Annotated in this window: 13 protein-coding genes and 2 tRNA genes; 8 read left to right on the top strand and 7 right to left on the bottom strand. The window is 58.9% G+C overall.

The window, feature by feature from the left end; genetic code table 11:
- Nucleotides 1-70 precede the first annotated feature (70 nt).
- The 4 genes from PQR62_RS16420 to acuI are packed head-to-tail and all read left to right on the top strand — an operon-like array spanning nt 71 to nt 4,276.
- Nucleotides 71-775 (top strand): ABC transporter permease, encoded by a 705-nt coding sequence (locus tag PQR62_RS16420; protein WP_408159064.1) that lies wholly within the window; start codon nt 71-73, stop codon nt 773-775.
- A 22-nt stretch (nt 776-797) separates the two neighbouring features.
- Nucleotides 798-2,426 carry a class I adenylate-forming enzyme family protein gene (locus PQR62_RS16415; RefSeq protein ID WP_408159063.1) on the top strand — a complete coding sequence of 543 codons (1,629 nt, stop codon included), beginning with the start codon at nt 798-800 and terminating at the stop codon, nt 2,424-2,426.
- Between the two features lie 55 nt (nt 2,427-2,481).
- Nucleotides 2,482-3,249 carry an enoyl-CoA hydratase/isomerase family protein gene (locus tag PQR62_RS16410; RefSeq protein ID WP_408159062.1) on the top strand — a complete coding sequence of 256 codons (768 nt, stop codon included), beginning with the start codon at nt 2,482-2,484 and terminating at the stop codon, nt 3,247-3,249.
- A 28-nt stretch (nt 3,250-3,277) separates the two neighbouring features.
- Nucleotides 3,278-4,276 (top strand): acrylyl-CoA reductase (NADPH), encoded by a 999-nt coding sequence (acuI, locus tag PQR62_RS16405; protein ID WP_408159061.1) that lies wholly within the window; start codon nt 3,278-3,280, stop codon nt 4,274-4,276.
- Between the two features lie 265 nt (nt 4,277-4,541).
- Here acuI and PQR62_RS16400 read toward each other — a convergent pair.
- Together PQR62_RS16400 and PQR62_RS16395 are read right to left on the bottom strand one after the other, a co-directional pair.
- Nucleotides 4,542-4,618 (bottom strand) — tRNA-Arg (locus PQR62_RS16400).
- Nucleotides 4,619-4,703: 85 nt separating this feature from the next.
- Nucleotides 4,704-4,780 (bottom strand) — tRNA-Pro (locus PQR62_RS16395).
- A gap of 345 nt (nt 4,781-5,125) precedes the next feature.
- On the opposite strand from PQR62_RS16395, the gene PQR62_RS16390 reads away from it, so the two are divergent.
- On the top strand, nt 5,126-6,682 hold the full coding sequence (locus tag PQR62_RS16390; protein ID WP_408159060.1) for a DUF3300 domain-containing protein: 1,557 nt from the start codon (nt 5,126-5,128) through the stop codon (nt 6,680-6,682).
- A gap of 236 nt (nt 6,683-6,918) precedes the next feature.
- Nucleotides 6,919-8,583, top strand: a complete 1,665-nt coding sequence (locus PQR62_RS16385; RefSeq protein ID WP_408159059.1) for a peptide chain release factor 3 — start codon at nt 6,919-6,921, stop codon at nt 8,581-8,583.
- A 137-nt stretch (nt 8,584-8,720) separates the two neighbouring features.
- Here PQR62_RS16385 and PQR62_RS16380 read toward each other — a convergent pair whose 3' ends face one another.
- Nucleotides 8,721-10,178: a Ppx/GppA phosphatase family protein gene (locus tag PQR62_RS16380; RefSeq protein WP_408159058.1), complete on the bottom strand. Its 1,458-nt coding sequence runs from the start codon at nt 10,176-10,178 to the stop codon at nt 8,721-8,723.
- Nucleotides 10,179-10,575: 397 nt separating this feature from the next.
- Here PQR62_RS16380 and PQR62_RS16375 point away from each other — a divergent pair, with 397 nt between their 5' ends.
- On the top strand, nt 10,576-11,346 hold the full coding sequence (locus PQR62_RS16375; protein WP_408159057.1) for an SAM-dependent methyltransferase: 771 nt from the start codon (nt 10,576-10,578) through the stop codon (nt 11,344-11,346).
- A gap of 170 nt (nt 11,347-11,516) precedes the next feature.
- Here the strand turns inward: PQR62_RS16375 and PQR62_RS16370 are convergent, their stop codons facing one another.
- From PQR62_RS16370 to PQR62_RS16355, 4 genes are all read right to left on the bottom strand, one after another.
- Nucleotides 11,517-12,566: a S49 family peptidase gene (locus tag PQR62_RS16370; protein ID WP_408159056.1), complete on the bottom strand. Its 1,050-nt coding sequence runs from the start codon at nt 12,564-12,566 to the stop codon at nt 11,517-11,519.
- 86 nt (nt 12,567-12,652) lie between these two features.
- On the bottom strand, nt 12,653-13,024 hold the full coding sequence (locus PQR62_RS16365; protein ID WP_408159055.1) for a Rieske (2Fe-2S) protein: 372 nt from the start codon (nt 13,022-13,024) through the stop codon (nt 12,653-12,655).
- A 204-nt stretch (nt 13,025-13,228) separates the two neighbouring features.
- On the bottom strand, nt 13,229-13,888 hold the full coding sequence (locus tag PQR62_RS16360) for an HAD-IA family hydrolase (RefSeq protein WP_408159054.1): 660 nt from the start codon (nt 13,886-13,888) through the stop codon (nt 13,229-13,231).
- Nucleotides 13,889-14,026: 138 nt separating this feature from the next.
- A complete protein-coding gene (locus PQR62_RS16355) occupies nt 14,027-15,067 on the bottom strand; it encodes an RluA family pseudouridine synthase (protein WP_408159053.1) in 1,041 nt (346 codons plus the stop codon).
- A gap of 699 nt (nt 15,068-15,766) precedes the next feature.
- Between PQR62_RS16355 and PQR62_RS16350 the strand changes: the two genes are divergently transcribed.
- Nucleotides 15,767-18,913, top strand: coding sequence for an Rne/Rng family ribonuclease (locus tag PQR62_RS16350; protein ID WP_408159052.1), 3,147 nt, complete (start codon nt 15,767-15,769; stop codon nt 18,911-18,913).
- Nucleotides 18,914-19,435: the final 522 nt, after the last annotated feature.

Genomic DNA, 19,435 nt, shown 5'->3' with positions numbered 1-19,435 from the left:
ATGGCTGCTGTCTGGCTACGTTGTGCTGGTGCTCATATTTCTGTTGATGCCGGTCATTCTGGTCGCGCCCATGTCATTCAGCGAAACGACGTATCTGAAATTTCCGCCGACCGGCTTTACCGTCAAGTGGTATGCAGAGTTTTTTGACAACGAAGCCTGGATCGCCGCCACCATGCGCAGTCTGATCATCGCCTTCAGCTCTGCATTGCTGGCCACCGTGCTCGGCACGTTCGCGGCCATCGGCCTGCGCAAAAATACACAGGTCGATCAGCTGCTGCGTGGCGCATTTCTGGGCCCGCAGGTGGTGCCGGTCATCATTCTGGCGCTCGGCACCCTGCTCATCTTCAGCCGCTTCCATCTGTACGGCTCGATACCCGGAATCATCATGGCGCACGGCCTGCTGGCATTGCCGTTCGTGATCAGCAATGTCGCCGGCGCCCTGCGCCAGCGCGGCGATACCTTGTCGCTGGCGGCCAGAGTCATGGGCGCCAGCCCTTTGCAGGCGCTGTGGTTCGTTACCCTGCCCTCGCTGCGGCCGGCGCTGATTTCATCTTACATATTTGCGTTTTTCGTATCGTTTGATGAACTGGTGGTCGCGCTGTTCGTCATGGGAAGAAACGAGACGCTGCCCATGCGTATCTGGTCCAACGTAAGAGACGACCTGACCCCCGTGGTCGCCGCTGTGGCCACGCTCCTGATTGTCGCGACGATTGTTGCGCTTCTGATCTCCGAAATCTTTTCGCGTCCGCGACAGGCCGCGAAAGATCCGGCATGACCTCTCCAAGCATAGAAGGGAAATGATGTTCAACGCATTCAGCACCGAAGACCCCGATGCACTTCGTCGTCGTATTGAAGCCATCGATTTACCGGAATCGATCTATGACCTGCTCACGCACACGGCCGCAACTCACGGCGAATCGCTGGCATGGGAATTCATCGATCAGAATGTGCGGCGTAACTGGCGCGAAGTGCTGGAAGGCGTCGATCAGGCGGCCGCCGCATTCGCTCATGCCGGCATAGGAAAGAATATTCATGTCGCCGTCATGGCCTGGAACTGCGAGGAATTCGCGCTGGCCTGGCTGGCGCTGTCCAAACTGCAGGCGGTCATGGTGCCGGTCAATGCCGCCTATACGGCGCGCGAGATCCAGTACGTGCTGGATACCTCGGATGCCACCTTCCTGATCGTGGAACAGGAGTTCCTGCCGCGCGTGGCCGAACTGGGCGAGACGCCGATGCCTGCCGGGCGCCTGATCGTCATCGGCGAAACCGCGCCGGCCGGCGCGCGCACCTGGCATGCATTGATGGAAGAAGGCCGGGATACCTTTATCCCCGCGATACGCCGCAATCGCGAGAACGTGCTCAATCTGCAATACACCTCCGGCACCACCGGCTTCTCCAAGGCCTGCATGCTCAGCAATGATTACTGGCTGGTGCTGGCCTACAGTTCAGGCGCATTTTTTGCCACGGAGCTGCGCCGCTTCTACATGGGCTCCAGCCTCTTTTACATGGTGGGGCAACGGATTCTGCTCAATGCGATGGTGTGCGGCGGCGCGGTGTTCATTCCGCGCAAGGCCGGCGCCAAGCGCTTCATGCAGGACGTCGCGAAATACGGATGCGATTACTGCGCGCTGTTCGAGATGGTCTACAAGCAAGCGCCCTTGCCCAGCGATTCGCAGAACGTGTTGAAGATCGCCACCATTTTTGCATTTGCGCCCGATCATCACCGCGACTTCGAAGCCCGCTTCAATGTGCGCGGCCAGGAGTTTTATGGCATGACGGAAATAGGCGGCGCCGCCTACGTGCCGGCACGCGAACTGGCCAACATGAGCGGATCAGGGAGTTGCGGCATTGCCGCGCCCTTCCGCGAACTCAGGATAGTCGATGAGCAAGGCCGCGAACTGGCGGCCGGCGAGCCGGGTGAACTGATCGTGCGTGGCCGCGGTTTGCTCAAGGGTTATTACAAGAATCCGGAAGCGACGGCCGAAGCATTTCACGATGACTGGTTTCACACAGGCGATATCGCAAAGATCGATGACAAGGGCTATCTGTTCATCCTCGGCAGAATGAAAGACATGGTGCGGCGAAGCGGCGAGAACATCGCCGCGCGCGAAGTCGAAAGCGTGATCCGCGGCATGCCGGAGGTTCAGGATGTCGCCGTGATTGCGGTTCCGGATGCCTATCGCGAGGAAGAGGTGAAAGCCTACATCCAGCTCGCGCCGGGATGCGATGCCGATGTCGTCACGCCGGCGGTGATCCTTGCTTACTGCGCGCCGCTTCTGGCCAGCTACAAATTGCCGCGCTATCTCGAATACCGCAGTGCGCTGCCATTGACCGATTCTCAACGCGTGCAGAAGAAAGTGCTGAGACAGGAAAAGCCGGATCTGCGCATCGGCGCCTATGACGCTCAGGACAAAGTCTGGCGTTGATCGCCCCTTATTTCCCTTCGTATTGCTTACTGCTTACTGCTGACCAGGAAAAATCATGCCAGAAATAAAATCAGAGACGGTGGGTCATGTCCGCATTCTCACGATCTCGAACGAACCCAAGCGCAATGCGATGGAGGGCAGCATGTCGGCCGACATCCTGGCGCATTTCAATGCATGCGAGGCCGACCAGAACATACGTGTCGTGGTGGTGACCGGAGCCGGCGATGTGGCGTTTTCCAGCGGTCACAATCTGAAGGATATTTCCTCCGGCGCTCATGCCGCGAGCGGTTTGGGGGAAACCCCCATGCTGCGCCCGCTCACCATGAAGAAGCCGGTCATCGCCGCCGTCAATGGCCATTGTTATGCCGCCGCATTGATTCTGGCGATGTCATGCGACTTCCGTGTTGCCAGCAGCAACGCCGCCTTCGGTTCGCCCGGCGTGCGTCTTGGCATGCTGCCCGAGGGGGGGCAGATCGGCCGCCTGCCGCTGCTGATGTCGCGCTCGGCGGCGCTGGACCTGATGCTGACGGGCAAGCCCTTGTCGGCATCCGACGCCTATCGCGCCGGCTTCGTGAGCGTACTGACCGAGCCGGGACAGGCGTTGGCCGCTGCGATGGAACTGGCCGCCGTGATCGCCGCCAACGCGCCATCGGTTGTCAGCGCGGTGAAGCGCGGCGTATTGCTGGGCGAAGATCGCGGCGTTGCCGCTGCCGAACAATTCGAACAGTTGACGGCACGTCAGCTCGAAGTCCTTCCCGATGCAATTGAAGGCGTCAACGCCTTCTTTGAAAAACGGGCGCCGGTCTTCACCGGCGTCGCATGAAACGCCAATAATTTAAGCGAGGTTCGCCATGTCATTCAGAGCAATGTACTTACAGAAAACGGAATCAAATTTCAATGCGGCGCTGACGCTGCTGGAACGGAACACGCTGGACGACAACAAGCTGGCCGAAGGTGAGGTGCTGGTGAGAATTCATCACTCGACAATCAACTATAAAGACGCGCTCGCCATCACCAATCGTGGCCCGGTGGTGCGGTCCTGGCCCATGGTTGCCGGCATTGACGGCGCCGGTGAGGTGCTGGAATCAGCCGATCCCCGATGGAAACCGAGTGCTCGGGTGCTCGTGAATGGCTGGGGCCTCGGCGAAACCCATTGGGGATGTCTGGCACAAATGGCGCGTCTGCGCAGCGACTGGCTGATTGCCATTCCTGAAGCGTTCTCCGCTGCCGACAGCATGGCGATCGGCACGGCCGGCTACACCGCGATGCTGTCTTGTCTCGCCATTCAAAAGGCGGGCGTCAGGCCGGACGCCGGTGAGATTCTGGTCACCGGCGCCACCGGCGGCGTCGGCAGTATTGCAGTTTCCATTCTCAGCAGCTGGGGGTATCAGGTCATAGGCTCAACCGGAAAACCGGAACAGGAAGTGTTTTTGCGCGGGCTGGGTGCCGCCGGCGTCATTGACCGGAATACGTTATCCGCAGCGGGTAAACCATTGCAGCGCGAACGCTGGGCCGCTGTGGTCGATTCAGTCGGTTCGCACACGCTGGCCAATGCTTGCGCGCAAACGAAATATGGAGGCGTCGTTACTGCATGCGGACTCGCACAGGGAATGGATCTGCCGGGCTCGGTTGCGCCTTTCATCCTGCGCGGCGTGAGCCTTCTTGGCATCGATTCGGTCATGTGCCCGATCGCGCTGCGCCAGGAAGCATGGGCGCGCCTGGCCTCGGATATTGATCGTTCAAAACTGGAGCGGATCACGACCACGCTGAGTCTGGATGAGGTAGCGCAGGCTGCTGCAAATCTATTGGATGGCAAATCCTCCGGTCGCATGGTGGTCAATCTCGATTGAAGCTTGATCCGGTCTCGCGCAGATTCAGGTGAACCGTGGCTGAGGCTGCAACCGCCGTGACTGTTCTGACGCGAGCCCGCCCATGAGGAAGGAAGCGGAAAACGCCGGGCCTGCAATTTTTTCTTTTGGGGGGGAACGCAGTCTGAAGCAGTGGAAATGTAAAGCGGGGGCGCGGCCCGGATAAAGACATCCCGCTGACTGACTCAGCAAGAATCTGAACTGCGAGGGAATTTGCTGGACTTCCGCCCCGGATCATCCATTTAAATGGCCTGCCCTAAGGGAATCGAACCCCTAACCTATGGCTTAGAAGGCCATTGCTCTATCCGGTTGAGCTAAGGGCAGATCTGACAATCAAACACAAATGAGGCTGCGTGAAATCGTCTTCGGAATTGAAAACGGGCTGTCTTTCGACAGCCCGTTTTTTGTATGGTCGGAGTACAAGGATTCGAACCTTGGACCCCCTGGTCCCAAACCAGGTGCGCTACCGGGCTGCGCTACACTCCGAGAAGCGAGATAATATCTCCACCCGGCTAAGTGGTCAACTACTTCATCAGCATTTTCTATATTTTATTGAAAATAAATTTTCCGGGCGCAATTTTCCGACGTGTAAAAGAGACCTTTTGAGAGACTCTTGATTTCTGTGGAAAACGCGATGGCGCCTGAACTTGCGCCAAATTTCTGACGCGATTTTCACCCCTGCCTGTGCGACTTGTTACGCCGAATTCATTTTCAGCATTCGAGCTGAAACATTGCTTGCAGTTTCGTTACACCTGCCGCAGGCGCACTGACGGATCATCTCCTCACAATGACTGCGAGTCAGTTTCACACTTGCGCGATAAGGAGAGAAACGTGAAAAAGAATAATCTTGCGTGGGCCGCTTGCCTGGTGTTTTCACTGGTATCGGGAATGCCGCTGGCACATGCACAGGAGTTCGCCCCGCCACCGCAAGCGCCCGTCTATAGCCAGCAGGATCTGGATCAGATGGTGGCACCGATTGCTTTGTATCCTGATGAGCTGCTGGCGCAGGTGTTGATGGCAGCAACTTACCCGCTGGAAGTAGTGCAAGCCGCGCGCTTCGTCGAGAGCCGCCCCGGTTTGCAAGGTGATGGTCTGGCGCGCGCAGTGGCGCCGATGCCTTGGGATCCCAGCGTGAAGTCGCTGGTGCAGTTTCCATCGGTGCTGGCAATGATGAACGACAAGCTGGACTGGATGCAACGACTCGGCCAGGCTTTTCTGTCGCAACAGCCGGCAGTGATGGATACCGTACAGAATCTGCGCGTGCGCGCGCAAATGGCGGGCACGCTGCAGTCGACCAATCAGCAGCGCGTGCTGGCGCAGGATCAGATCATCGTGATCGAGCCGGTCAATCCGCAAGTGGTCTACGTGCCCTATTACAATCCGACCGTGGTCTACGGTAGCTGGTGGTGGCCGTCGGCGCCGCCAGTGTATTGGGCGCCGCCGCCACGCTATCGTCCACCGAGCTACGGCACCACGATCAGCGCCAGCATTTTCTTCGGTAGCGGCACCGGCATCGTGCGCTCGGTGTTCAGCGATGCGCGGCCCGACTGGCGTCAGCGTCAGGTGTATGTGAACAACGTGCACATCAATAACCGGATCTCCAATAATGTCACCAATAACGTGACGGTGAACCGCAATGTGACCGTCAATCGCCAGCCGATGGTGTGGCGCCACGATCCGGCGCGCGGCTTCCCGCATGACAGAGCTCGCCCGGAAGCAGGCAATGGAAATGGCAATAATCGCGCCGGCAACGATGGCCGTCCGCAGCCACAGAATCAGAATCCGCCGCAGGCAAATCAGCATCAGCCACCGCAGCCGCCGCAACCAAACGGCGGCCGTCCGCAAGCTTTGATGGGCCAGCCGGGCCAGCCGAATCAAGCGCCGCAATCGCATATGACGCCCCCGGCTCCGTCCGCACCTGCAGCGCGGCCTGCACCCGCTGCACCAGTGCAGGCGCAGCCCGAACCACGTGACCCGCGCCAGAACCATCAGAATCAGAATCGTCCCGAGCCGCCACAGCATCAGGCGCAGCAGATTCAGCGTGAAGATGCGGCCCGCACCGAGCAGGCAGTACGACAACAGCAGCAACGCCAGCAGGCTCAGCAAGCGCAGCAGTCCCAACGAGTGCAGGAGCAGCGACAGGAACAGGCGCAGCGTCAGGAGCAAGCTCAACGGCAGCAGCAGCAGCAGCAGCAGCAGGAGCAGCAACGGGCGCAACATCAGCAAGCTCAGCGCCAGCAGCCGGAGGCGCACCGTGAAGCGCCGCGGCCGCCAGTGCAAGCTCAGCCTCAGGCGCCGCAGCGTGCCGAGCAGCATCAGCCTGCGCGGCCAGACAATAACCGGAGCGCTCAGGAACGACGCGAACACGACAAACCGCGTGATCAGTAAGATCCTTGTGGACAGCGCATAAAAGCGCGGCGGCGCGGCCGGGTGCATGGCGGATAGGCTATAATCCCGGCTTTCCCGATTTTCCCGAACACGCAGTCCGCGCCCCGCTGCTCACAGCTTGCCGGATCTCCCAGGGTTGGATTTTCCAGCCCTTTTTCGTTGGCTGCGTGCCGGCGTCCGATCGTCGTCTCTCGTTTTGCCGGGGCGCGTCGGCCTTTCCCGCAGAACGATTCATCATGCAAGAGCCTAGCAACGATTCCGCGATCGACGTTTCCGCCTCCGCCGGCGGCGAACAGGTATCGACCGAACTGATCAAAAGCGAAGTGGCGCGTCGCCGCACCTTCGGCATCATCTCCCACCCCGACGCCGGCAAGACCACGCTGACTGAAAAACTGCTGCTGTTTTCAGGCGCGATTCAATTGGCGGGCACCGTCAAGGCCCGCAAGAGCGGCCGCCACGCAACGTCCGACTGGATGGAGATTGAAAAGCAGCGCGGCATCTCGGTGGCCAGCTCGGTGATGCAGTTCGAATACCGCGACCACGTGGTCAATCTGCTCGACACCCCGGGTCACCAGGATTTCTCGGAAGATACCTATCGCGTGCTGACCGCGGTCGACTCGGCACTGATGGTGATCGATGCCGCCAAGGGCGTGGAAGAACAGACCATCAAGCTGCTCAACGTCTGCCGCATGCGCAATACGCCGATCATCACCTTCATGAACAAGATGGACCGCGAAACCCGCGATCCGCTGGAGTTGCTCGATGAGCTGGAATCGGTGCTCAAGATTCAATGCGCGCCGGTGACCTGGCCGATCGGCATGGGCAAGAGTTTCCGCGGCGTGTATCACCTGCTGCGCGATGAAATCATGCTGTTCAAGGCCGGTGAAGAACGCGCCGACGGCAACGTGGAAATCATCAAGGGCATCGACAATCCCAAGCTGGTCGAGATGTTCCCCCTGGAAATCGAACAACTCAAGATGGAAGTCGAACTGGTGCACGGCGCCTCGCATCCCTTCAATCTGGATGAGTTCCTGGCCGGCATCCAGACGCCGGTATTCTTCGGCTCCGCGATCAACAACTTCGGCGTGCGGGAAATCCTCAACGCCCTGCTCGACTGGGCCCCGGCGCCTGGCGGACGCGATGCCACCGTGCGCAGCGTCGAACCGGTGGAAGCGCCGTTCTCGGGCTTCGTGTTCAAGATTCAGGCCAACATGGATCCGGCGCACCGCGACCGCATCGCCTTCCTGCGCGTGTGTTCGGGCCGCTTCGAACGCGGCATGAAACTCAAGCATCTGCGCCTGGGCCGCGACATCAAGGTGTCGTCGGTGGTGACCTTCATGGCCTCCAGCCGCGAGCAGGTTGAAGAAGCCTATGCCGGCGACATCATCGGCCTGCCGAATCACGGCAACATGCAGATCGGCGACAGTTTTTCCGAAGGCGAGATGCTGCAGTTCACCGGCATCCCCTACTTTGCGCCGGACTTCTTCCGCGTCGCGCGCATCCGCAATCCGCTCAAGATCAAGCAATTGCACAAGGGCTTGCAACAACTGGGCGAAGAAGGTGCGGTGCAGGTCTTCAAACCGACCGTCAGCAGCGATCTGATTCTCGGCGCGGTCGGCGTGCTGCAGTTTGAAGTCGTGGCCAGCCGTCTGCTGAATGAATACGGCGTGGATGCCGTGTTCGAAGGCACCAGCATCAGCAGCGCGCGCTGGGTGAGTTGCGACGACAAGAAGATGCTGGCCGACTTTGAACGCTCATCGGCCGGCGTCAATCTGGCGCATGACGCCGCCGGCAATCTGGCCTACCTGGCTTCGTCGGGCGTGAACCTGCGTCTGACCCAGGAGCGCTGGCCGGGCGTGACCTTCCACGCGACGCGCGAACACGCTGCCAAGCTGGATTAATCCCAACGAGCAGTCATCCGCAACACGTGCAGGACAGTCGTAAAAAAAAGCTTCCGTATTGAGTACGGAAGCTTTTTCATTTCAGCGCTGCGATCCCTCAGACCTGACGCCGACATCTCATCGGCATCTTGCACCGTTCAGCCGCTCACCTTCACTGCGAACTCGACACCGATGCCGGCCCACCACTCCTGCTCCTTCTGAAACCAGAAGGAAATACTGGGATGCTCCTGCACGCAATCGCGCCGGATATCGATATCGATGCGACTCCTCATCTTGACCTTGACCTGATCTTCCACCAGAGTGATGTGCGAATGCATGAACATCACGGCGAGTCGCAAAGCCAACACCGATTTGGCGAAATCGACATCAGCCAGCATCTCGCTGATCTTGCGCAGATTGCCCTTTTGCCCAAGGATCAGATTGCTCATCAGACGCTGCTCACGCGTGGTGAAGCCTGGCATGTCGCCATGCGCAATCATGTAGGCCGAATGCTTGTGATAGCCGCTATGCGAAACGATCAGTCCGATCTCGTGCAGTTGCGCACTCCAGAGCAAATACTTCCCATAAGCCTCGTTGCCAGGCTTGAGCAACTGGAAAAAGCCGAGTGCAGTGGACGCCACGTTTTTGGCGCGCACCACGTCCACCTGAAAACGCCGACAGAAATCATCGACCGACAGTTCACGCCGATCACGCTGTGTCGCGCGCAGCTGCAGATCCCACATCACCCCCATGCGCAAACCGGCTTCCACTGGCGTGATGCGATCTATGCCGAACTCTTTCATGAAGCCGATCAGCACCGCCAGCCCGCCCATGATGACGGAAGCGCGATCCGGCTTCATGCCCGACAGCTCGATGCGGCTAACGTGGCCGAAATCGATCAGACGCTGTTTGAGCTCATCCACACTTTGCGGTGTGACGGTGCCGTCGCCCATGTTGTTGCGCGCGATGGTGTCGGCAATCGCGCGCATGGTGCCGGATGAACCGTAGACCTTGATCGTGCGATCGAAGCTGAACAGCGAGACCGCGTCTTCCACATGCGAGCGCGCCGAGAGGACAGCGCGGCGGAATGCGTCCTCGCTGATGATGCCGTCCGAGAAGAACGCCAGACTCTGATTGACGGTGCCGATGCCGAAGGATTCGACATGGCGGATGTCGCCGCCGCGACCGCGAATGACTTCGGTCGATCCGCCGCCGATGTCGATCACCATGCGCTCTTCGTCGGGCTGGGCCAGCACACCGGCCACGCCCATGTATATCAGACGCCCCTCCTCTTCGCCGGAAATGATTTCCACCGGATAACCGATGGCTTGTTCCAGCTCGGGTAAAAAAGCTTGAGCATTCTTGGCGACGCGCAAAGTATTGGTAGCGACCACGCGCACCGAATCCAGCGAGTACTCCTGCAGGATGGCGCGAAAACGTGTCAGCGACTCCAGCGCAACTTTCTGCGCCTGCTCGGTGAGATTGCCGTTCTTGTCCAGCCCCGCCGCCAGCCGAATCGGATCACGCGCACTTTTAATGACGCGAATGACGTCGTTCTCATGTTTGCCTATGTGCAAACGAAAACTGTTGGAGCCAAGATCTACTGCAGCAAACATTCATTCCCTTCCGGTAACGGATACTAAAAAAACTGTTTATAACTGAGGACCGCAAGATCGTTGCCAGCCCCGGCGCGCTCCGGACATGCAAATCATTTCCCAGCGCCGACCCGGCGACCAAATACAATGCAATTCCGATGGATGGACAAGATAGTTGTCTTGCATGACAGTTTCATGACAGACACATCTATTTCGCATGATTCTTTCGCAGCATACTCCGGCATGCATGAGCAAGCATTCCAGGTGCCGGCCGAATCGCATGCCTGCAGTGCGCCGGCAGCGGAGCAACCGCGCCTTGGCGCGCTGCAATCTGTAGAATACCGCCATGCCCGCATGTTGACAGACAAATGCAGCGGCGCAAGGCTTTTATTTTATACAATTATTTATATAGTTTCCGATGGCAGGCATTCTTTATCTCGTTCCCAACACCCTGGGCACCCCGGACGCAAGCAACTCAGGCAGAGCGGCAGCCGGGCATCCGCTCGACGCCATCATTCCACGCGAGGTGCAGGCGCTGACCGCGCGGCTCGATCATTTCATCGCAGAGAACGCCAAGACCACGCGCGCCTTTCTCAAGTTGCTGGGCAGCGCGCAGCCGCTGAAAAAACCGATACAGGAAATCAGCATCGCCGAACTGAACGTGAATACGCCGCCGGCCGGCTTGCCGGCCTTGCTCACGCCGCTGCTGGCGGGACACGATGTCGGCCTGATCTCGGAAGCCGGTGTGCCGGCGGTGGCGGACCCAGGCGCCAATCTTGTACGCCTGGCGCATCAGCACGGCATTACCGTGAAGCCGCTGGTTGGCCCTTCCTCCCTGCTGCTGTCTGTAATGGCCAGCGGCCTGAACGGACAGAGCTTTGCCTTCAACGGCTATCTGCCGACCGACGTTACGGCGCGCGCCAAACGCATCCGCCAACTGGAAGAACGCTCGCGCCATGAAAAACAGACGCAATTGCTGATCGAAACACCTTATCGCAACGCCGCCATGCTGGAGGCACTGGCAGCCACCTGCCAGCCGGCCACGCTGATCAGCGTGGCGACCGATCTGAGTCTGCCGCAGGAATCAGTCAGAACCCAGACGGCAGCGCAATGGAAAACGGCGCTGACCGCGGGTAAAGGCCCGGATTTCCACAAGAAGCCGACTGTGTTTTTGTTACTGGCGGATTGATTGATATTGCCAAGGAAGAGCCAATCTCTTCAGCATGCGCAGACTTAAAAAATTCTCGATAAAGAAGCCGCGATCGAGATAAAACCGAAGGTGCAAAAGCATAAAAAAACGGGACCACTGGTCCCGTTTTTTATTTGCAGCGATGAATGCATCGCCCACTGCAACAGTGCTCAGCGCAATTGCAGCTGCTGATTGCCACCTGTCATGAAGCGCGCAATGCCGCTGCCAACCGCAACGCCGAATTTCTTGAGCACACGTTCCGACAGGTTTTCAGACTGCGTATAGTCGACTACGTCTTCCGCCTTGATGACGTCGCGCGCCACGCTATCGACCGTGCCGTAGCCATCGGCCAGGCCTGCTTCAATCGCCTTGGAACCGGTCCAGATCAGGCCTGAGAAAGTTTCCGGCGTTTCCTTCAGGCGCGCGCCGCGGCCCTGGCGCACCACTTCGATGAACTGCTGGTGAATTTCATTGAGCATGGCCTGCGCGTACTCCTTTTGCCTGGCGCTTTGCGGGCTGAACGGATCGAGGAAGCTCTTGTTCTCGCCGGCGGTCAGCAAACGGCGCTCTACGCCCAGCTTGTCCATCAGACCGGTGAAACCGAAACCGTCCATCAGCACGCCGACCGAGCCGATCAGGCTGGCCTTGTCGACATAAATCTTGTCGGCCGCAGCGGCGATGTAATAACCGCCGGATGCGCAGATTTCCTCAACCACCACGTAGATCGGCTTCTTGGGATAGGCCTTGCGCAGACGCGTGATTTCGTCGTTGATCATGCCGGCCTGCACAGGACTGCCGCCGGGGCTGTTGATCTTGAGGATCACGCCGACCGAATCCTGGGCCGCGAATGCCTTGTCCAGCGCAGGAATCACGACGCCGGCCGACCCCTGGCCCTCGGACTCGATGGTGCCCTTGATTTCAACGAGGGCGGTATGCGTGCCGAGCGGCTGGGTTTCGGTCTTGCCGTAATTGAAGATCGCCCAGACGCCAAATACCAGGACGAACAGGCCGACAATCCTGAAAAAGATACTCCAGCGACGACGTGCGCGTTGTTCCTTGACGGCAAACAGCGCCAGCTTTTCCAGCACGTCGCGTTCCCAGCCCGGTTTCTTCTCTTCCTTCGCAGCACCTCTGGTTTGCACCGGAGCGGCCGCAGATTCCGGCTTGGCCGCTTGAGAATTCGGCAGCGATTCAGGCGGTTCAAATTCGTTATTGCTCATAGGCTCACTTAAAGCGAAGCGCCGGCTTGATCCGGCGCTTCCGGTTTTCGGGACGGCTGGGCACCGTTTCAAAATGAAGCGATATCTTATGCCTGGCCCGGCTTGACGTAGTCGTCTGGCGTCCAGAATATCTGGCCGTCTTTCTCAGTTGTCATGATCTTATGCAAGTGCGCGCCGGTACAAGGGCCGCCCTCACATTTTCCGGTATCGGGGGCATAAACCGCGCCATGTGTTGCGCACATGAGATACAAACCGCTGGATTCAAAGAATTCGCCTTCGGCCCAGTCCAGCTCAATCGGGACATGCGCGCAGCGATTCAGATAACCGTAAATCTGCCCACCGTAGCGCACCACGAAGCCGGAAGTATCGTCCCCGCGCACCTTCACCGGAAAACGCTTGCCCTTGCCGCCCTCTTCGATTTCGGCGGAGTCACAGATAAAGATGTCGTTCTGGCTCATGGATCTCTTATCTTGCTTATTCTGCTTAGTCTGCGCTGTCTTCGTTATATTGCTTATCCGAGTGCAGCCCGCGGCAACTCCGCCATGGAGGCCATGGTGTTCGCTGGCTCTGAAAGCATCTGCGAATAGCCGGTGATATCAGGCGCAGCCGCGCCATATGACTCTGCATCAGGGCGTGCCGGCCTTGCCTTCTGCCTCCGACGCTCAGGCGTTGTCAGTCAGCCATTGATGCAGCTCAGGAATCGACTTGGCCGAAAACAGCGGATTGAGCGCTTGCAACTGCGCCACCGGATGCGCGCCGAATTCTACCGCAACACCGCCGGCACCGGCGTTGATCGCCATTTGCAGATCGTGCGTGGTGTCGCCGATCATCAAGGTGCGATGCATGTCCTGTCCGAGTTCTCGGGTCAGCTCCTGCAGCATGGCCGGATGCGGCTTGGAGAAAGTCTCATCGGCGCAGCGCGTGGCGTCGAACACCGACAGTAGGCCGGTGCTGTTCATTGCGCGGTTCAGTCCAACCCGGCTCTTGCCGGTCGCCACTGCCAAGAAATAGCCCTGCTGCGACAGATCGGCCAGCATGTCGGTCACGCCGTCGAACAGCATCAGGTCCTTGTCTTGCCCCAGATAATGGTGGCGATAACGTTCGACGATGCGCGGATAGTATTTGGGATCGACATCGGGAATCGCCGCCTGCATCGCGTCCTGCAGGCCGAGGCCGATGACGTAGGATGCCGCGCTCTTGTCGGGAATCGGCAAGCCGAGATCGCGCGCCGCCGCCTGAATACATTTGACGATGGTGGACGTGCTGTCCATCAAGGTGCCATCCCAATCGAAAACGATCAGATCAAATTGCTTTCTTGCCATGTTTGTCTTTTCAAATCGTGTTGCTGTTGCAAGAACGTCATTGTATTAGCGTTTATGCAGCGGCTGAATATTGTTTGGCGGAAAGTTTAAAGACGGAGCTCGAAATATCATCAGGCCAGCGCTATCGCGCTGCCTGAATCATTGATATTGCATGTCGGAATCCCCAGTCTCGCCAGTCTCCAGGCTCTTCAGAAATTTCTCGCACTCGGGCGGCAGCTTTGCTTTCAGCGTAATCTGCTTGCCGGTTTCGGGATGGATGAAGCTGATCTGATACGCATGCAGAAACATGCGCTTGAATGCGATGCGCTTGCCATCGGCCTTCTGCAATTCCTTGTTCAGTGGAAAGTCTCCGTATTTGTCGTCACCGACAATGGGAAATCCGCTGGCCGACAAATGCACGCGAATCTGATGGGTGCGGCCGGTCTTCAGTTCAGCTTCCAGCAAGGAAAATTCGCCGTAGGTCTTGCGCAGCGAAAAGATCGTATGCGAAGCCTGGCCATCGTCCTGTACACGTACACGGCGCTCGCCGTCGGCCGTCGTATATTTGTGCAGCGACAACTTGACGTGCTGGCGCGCGTTCTTCCATTCGCCGTGCACCAGCGTCAGATAACGCTTGTCGGTATCGCCATCGCGCATCTGCTCATGCAGATTGGTCAAGGCTGAACGTTTCTTGGCCAGCAACAAGATACCCGAGGTATCGCGGTCCAGCCTGTGCACCAGCTCCAGGAATTTGGCATCCGGGCGTGACGCGCGCAATTGCTCGATCACGCCATAGCTGACGCCGGAGCCGCCATGCACGGCCACCCCCGCCGGTTTATCGATCACCAGCAGATGATTGTCTTCCAGCAAGATCTTGAATTCGGCGCCGGGTGCAGTTGGTTCTGCTCGCTCAGCGACTCGTATTGGCGGCACGCGCACCACATCGCCGTCGACCAGCTTGTAGGTCTGATCGATGCGCCCCTTGTTGACTCGCACCTCGCCCGAGCGCAGCACGCGGTAGATATGACTTTTTGGAACGCCTTTGCACACGCGCAGCAGGAAATTGTCTATACGCTGGCCGGCTTCTTCTTCAGAAATCGTAAGCATCTGGACTTGCGGTGAAGCTGTTGTTGATTGAGAAAGCGCGGTGCTTTTGGCAGTTTCAGGCGCCTTCCCAGAAAATCTCGCTAAGTCCTTCATTTTGAATATATAATCGTTCGACGCTGGACCTAAAATCCACGTCAGTAGAATAAAAAAGTCCATTCTACACAGAGGCGTCTTCGTCAGCCTCGCTAATTTGCAAATTTGACGAGGGGGATCCCTAAAATGATGACGCGCAGCGCGCGCAGCGGCTTCAAAACCCTGCTCCGGCTAGATCAGACCGATCAAAGCCGCCGATAACGAGGCGGCGCGGCAGATTAAAAGATCCCGAAAAAACGTGTACGCAACTCCCCTGAGCGAGTCCAGTTTGCACCGTAGTTGCAATCGGATAACGCACTTGGAAGATGAACAGAATTGTTTGGATTATCAGGATAAAAGTCTGGCAAGACTCGCATATGCAATTAAGCATGTCGTGAAGCTCGCCGGTTGATGCAGTTAAACCCGATTGCCGTCGCCAACCATCAGAAAATGTTTAGTTTGGCTCAACAGACCAGCTTACCGTCCGCCGACCGCGTGCCCGCTTATTGCGGAACGACCGGCGCGGATACGGCGCTGCCCGGCTTTCCGGTCTACCGCATCCGCGCCCCGTTGTGTTTGAGTGCACTGCACTCCACGCAGTAAGGCAATTCCCTCCCCCAATCACTTCGTTCTCGCGTACATCCCTGTACTTTTGGCATAGCTGCTCCATTTGAAAGCGGCAATGCCATTAAAGGCCTTTTGGGGCCCGGAGTGAAAAACATGAAACGTATGTTGTTCAATGCTACGCAGCAGGAAGAATTGCGCGTAGCCATCGTTGACGGTCAAAAACTGATCGACATCGATATCGAAGCGACCGGACGCGAACAGCGCAAGTCAAACATCTACAAGGGTGTCATCACCCGTATCGAACCCTCCCTTGAAGCCTGCTTCGTCAACTACGGCGAAGAACGTCACGGCTTCCTTCCTTTCAAGGAAGTTGCCCGCACTTACTTCAAAGAAGGTATCGATGTCCGCAACGCCTCCATCAAGGAAGCGCTGCGCGAAGGCCAGGAAATCATCGTTCAGGTCGAGAAGGAAGAACGCGGCAACAAGGGCGCGGCCCTGACCTCGTTCATCTCTCTGGCCGGTCGTTATCTGGTTCTGATGCCGAACAATCCGCGCGGTGGCGGCGTTTCGCGCCGGGTCGAAGGCGAAGATCGCCAGGAACTGCGCGAAACCATGGATAAACTGGACCTGCCGACCGGCATGTCCGTGATTGCCCGCACCGCCGGCATCGGCCGCAACGTCGATGAACTGCAGTGGGATCTGAACTATCTGATGCAACTCTGGCGCGCCATCGAAGGCGCCGGCCAGTCCGGCTCAGGCGCCTTCCTGATTTATCAGGAATCCTCGCTGGTGATCCGCGCCATCCGCGATTACTTCCAGCCCGATATCGGCGAAATCCTGATCGACACCGACGACATCCACGAACAAGCCCAGCAGTTCATGGCGCACGTGATGCCGGACATGGTTCACCGCGTCAAGCGCTACCACGACGACGTGCCGCTGTTCTCGCGCTTCCAGATCGAACACCAGATCGAAACCGCCTACTCGCGCACCGTGCCGCTGCCATCCGGCGGCGCCATCGTGATCGACCACACCGAAGCGCTGGTCTCCGTCGACGTCAACTCGGCGCGCGCCACCCGCGGCAGCGACATCGAAACCACCGCGTTCTACACCAATCTTGAAGCCGCCGACGAAGTGGCCCGCCAGTTGCGCTTGCGCGATCTGGGCGGCCTGATCGTGATCGACTTCATCGACATGGAAAACGCCAAGAATCAGCGTGAAGTCGAATCGCGCCTGAAAGATGCACTGCACCACGACCGCGCTCGCGTTCAGATGGGCAAGATCTCGCGCTTCGGCCTGATGGAACTGTCGCGCCAGCGTCTGCGTCCTTCGCTGTCCGAAGGCAGCCACGTGACCTGCCCGCGCTGCAACGGCACCGGCCACATTCGCGATACCGAATCCTCGGCGCTGCAAGTCCTGCGCATCATCCAGGAAGAGGCGATGAAGGAAAATTCGGCCGCCATTCACGTACAGGCGCCGGTCGACGTCGCCGCTTTCCTGCTGAACGAAAAGCGCGGCGAAATCCTGAAGATCGAAACTCGCCACCGCGTGACGATCATCATGATCCCGAACAAGCATCTGGAAACCCCGCATTACAAGCTGGAGCGCATCAAGCACGACGATCCGCGTCTGGACGATACCCAGGCCAGCTACGCCATGGCGGAACAGGCCGAGACCGACATCGGTTACAGCAAGCGTCAGAAAGAAGACGTCAAACCGCGTCAGGAAGCTGTGGTCAAGGGCATTACCCCTGATCAGCCGGCGCCTATCGTCGAGCGCAAGCCAGCGCCTGAACCGATTCCGGCACCGACACTGGCGCCAGAATCCGGTCTGCTGGGCAAGATTTTCAGCTTCTTCCGCAAGAAAACCATCGAAGTTGCGCCGGTAGCAACACCGACCGAAACCAAGACACCGGCCAAGCGTGACGGTGATCGCAGCAGCAACAGTCGCAATCGCAATGGCCGCGGCCGCAATGAGCGTGGCGGCGAACGCAACGCCGAGCGCGGTGAACGTCCGCAACGCAACCGCGACGCACAAGCACCGGCGCTGGATCCCAAGCAGCCTCCGGAAGCGGCAGAAGCCAAGCAGGCGCGTCCACCGCGTCCGCCACGCGAACCCAAGGAAGGCCGTGAAGTGCGCGAGCCACGCGAAGCGCGTGAACCGCGTGAGCCACGTACCGAAAACCCGAGTCAGGCGCGTGAAGGCCAGGAAACTCGCGAAGCCAAGGACGGTCAGCGCCGCAATGAAGCGCGTCCGCCACGGGAGCCGCGTCCACCACGCGGCGAGCGCAAGGAAGCCAAGCCGGAAGAAGCATTGCCGCTGGAAGCCGCATTGGCTGCCGGCGCCGCGACCACAGCCGCAGTTGTGGCCGGTGGCGCAGCACTGAGCATTGAAAACGAGGCAGCACAAGCGCAGGTCGAAGGCCAGCCGGGCGAGCAAGCCGGCGAAGAAGGCGGAGAACCACGTCGTCGTCGTCGTCGTGGCGGTCGTAACCGTCATCGCCGCGATCGTGACGAAAACGCAGTGGGTGAAGATGGCGTCGAAGGCGTCGATGGCGCCAATGCAGCGGATTCGTCCGATGCCAACGCCGCCGATGAAGCGCCAGCCGTGATCACCGCTGACAACGCTGCCCCGGTCGAAGTCGCGGTTGCAGCCGTGGCGCAAGCCAGCTTCGCTCAGCCGGTTGCGCCGGCAGCAGAAGTGGCAGCTCCAAGCCAGGCTGAAACCCGCAATGTCGAAGCCGGCGTCAACAGCGTGGAAGCCATCGCGGCTGCCGCTGCTGAAACAGCGCCTGCAGCAACGGATGCTCCAGCCAAGACCGAGCCAAGCATCGACGCCAGCTTCGCGCCGGCTCCGGTGATCGCGGAAGCCATCGCTGCAGCGCCGACTCAAGCACCTGCGCCGGTCGCAGTTGAACCAGCGCCGGTTGTTGCCGCTCCTCAGCAAATCAGCGTGTCGGCCGACGTGCAAGAAGCAGTGACAACAGCGCCGGCAAGCCCGGCAGCAGTCGAAGTTTCTGCTGCTCCGGCAGTTGCACCAGCACCTGTTGAAGCACCGGTCAGCGGCGGCTCCTACGGCAGCATCAGCGCCCCGGTCGCCAGCAATGCCGACCAGTGGCCTGCACTGAACCAGATGTTGTCGAACGCCGGCCTGACACTGGCAACGACTGATCCGGTCAAGCTGCAAGCCGCTCAGGCCGCTGCTGCGCAAGTCGCCCCGCCGCAGCATGCGCCGCGTGAACGCAAACCGCTGCCGCCGCAATCGAACGAACCGCTGGTTCAGGTCGAAACCCGGCATTGATATCGGCAGCATCGACATGCATCCTGAGCTTCTCTAAGGAAAACATGTCGTAGAAAAAAGGGAGCGCAAGCTCCCTTTTTTCATTTTGGCGTCATCTTTGCCGCACTATCCAGGGGGCCGTTCCGACTGCCATCTGCGCACATTCGCCGCCATACTCAATTCACATCAGCCAAGCGCGATCTCGGATCAGGCGCACTTTATATCGGACGGCCTGCCCGTATCTTGCAGGCAGGAGCCGGAAGATGCAGCCCAGCCATCAATTGAACAGCCTGGATCAGGCCATAAGGCACAGTTCATGCGCGCGAACAAAGGCACAGCACCATGGCCCGCACTGTCCGATTCCGGAGAAACCCGCATAATGCACTGCGAGCCGGTCTGGCGGCCGCCGGGCAGCGTTCATATGCGCCCGGGCAATAGGCAATATGCACAATTCTGCAACAATGGCGCATGGCGTCCCGTGCTATCGTAGCGTGCTACCAGTTTGTAAATTGGCATTTTTTCTATCAGTATTTGTACCGTACC

The sequence above is a fragment of the Herbaspirillum lusitanum genome, from assembly GCF_046025995.1.
GTDB lineage: Bacteria > Pseudomonadota > Gammaproteobacteria > Burkholderiales > Burkholderiaceae_D > Herbaspirillum > Herbaspirillum lusitanum_A.
The sequence above is the reverse complement of the archived record's forward strand: the minus strand, read 5'-3'. Positions and strand labels throughout refer to the sequence as shown.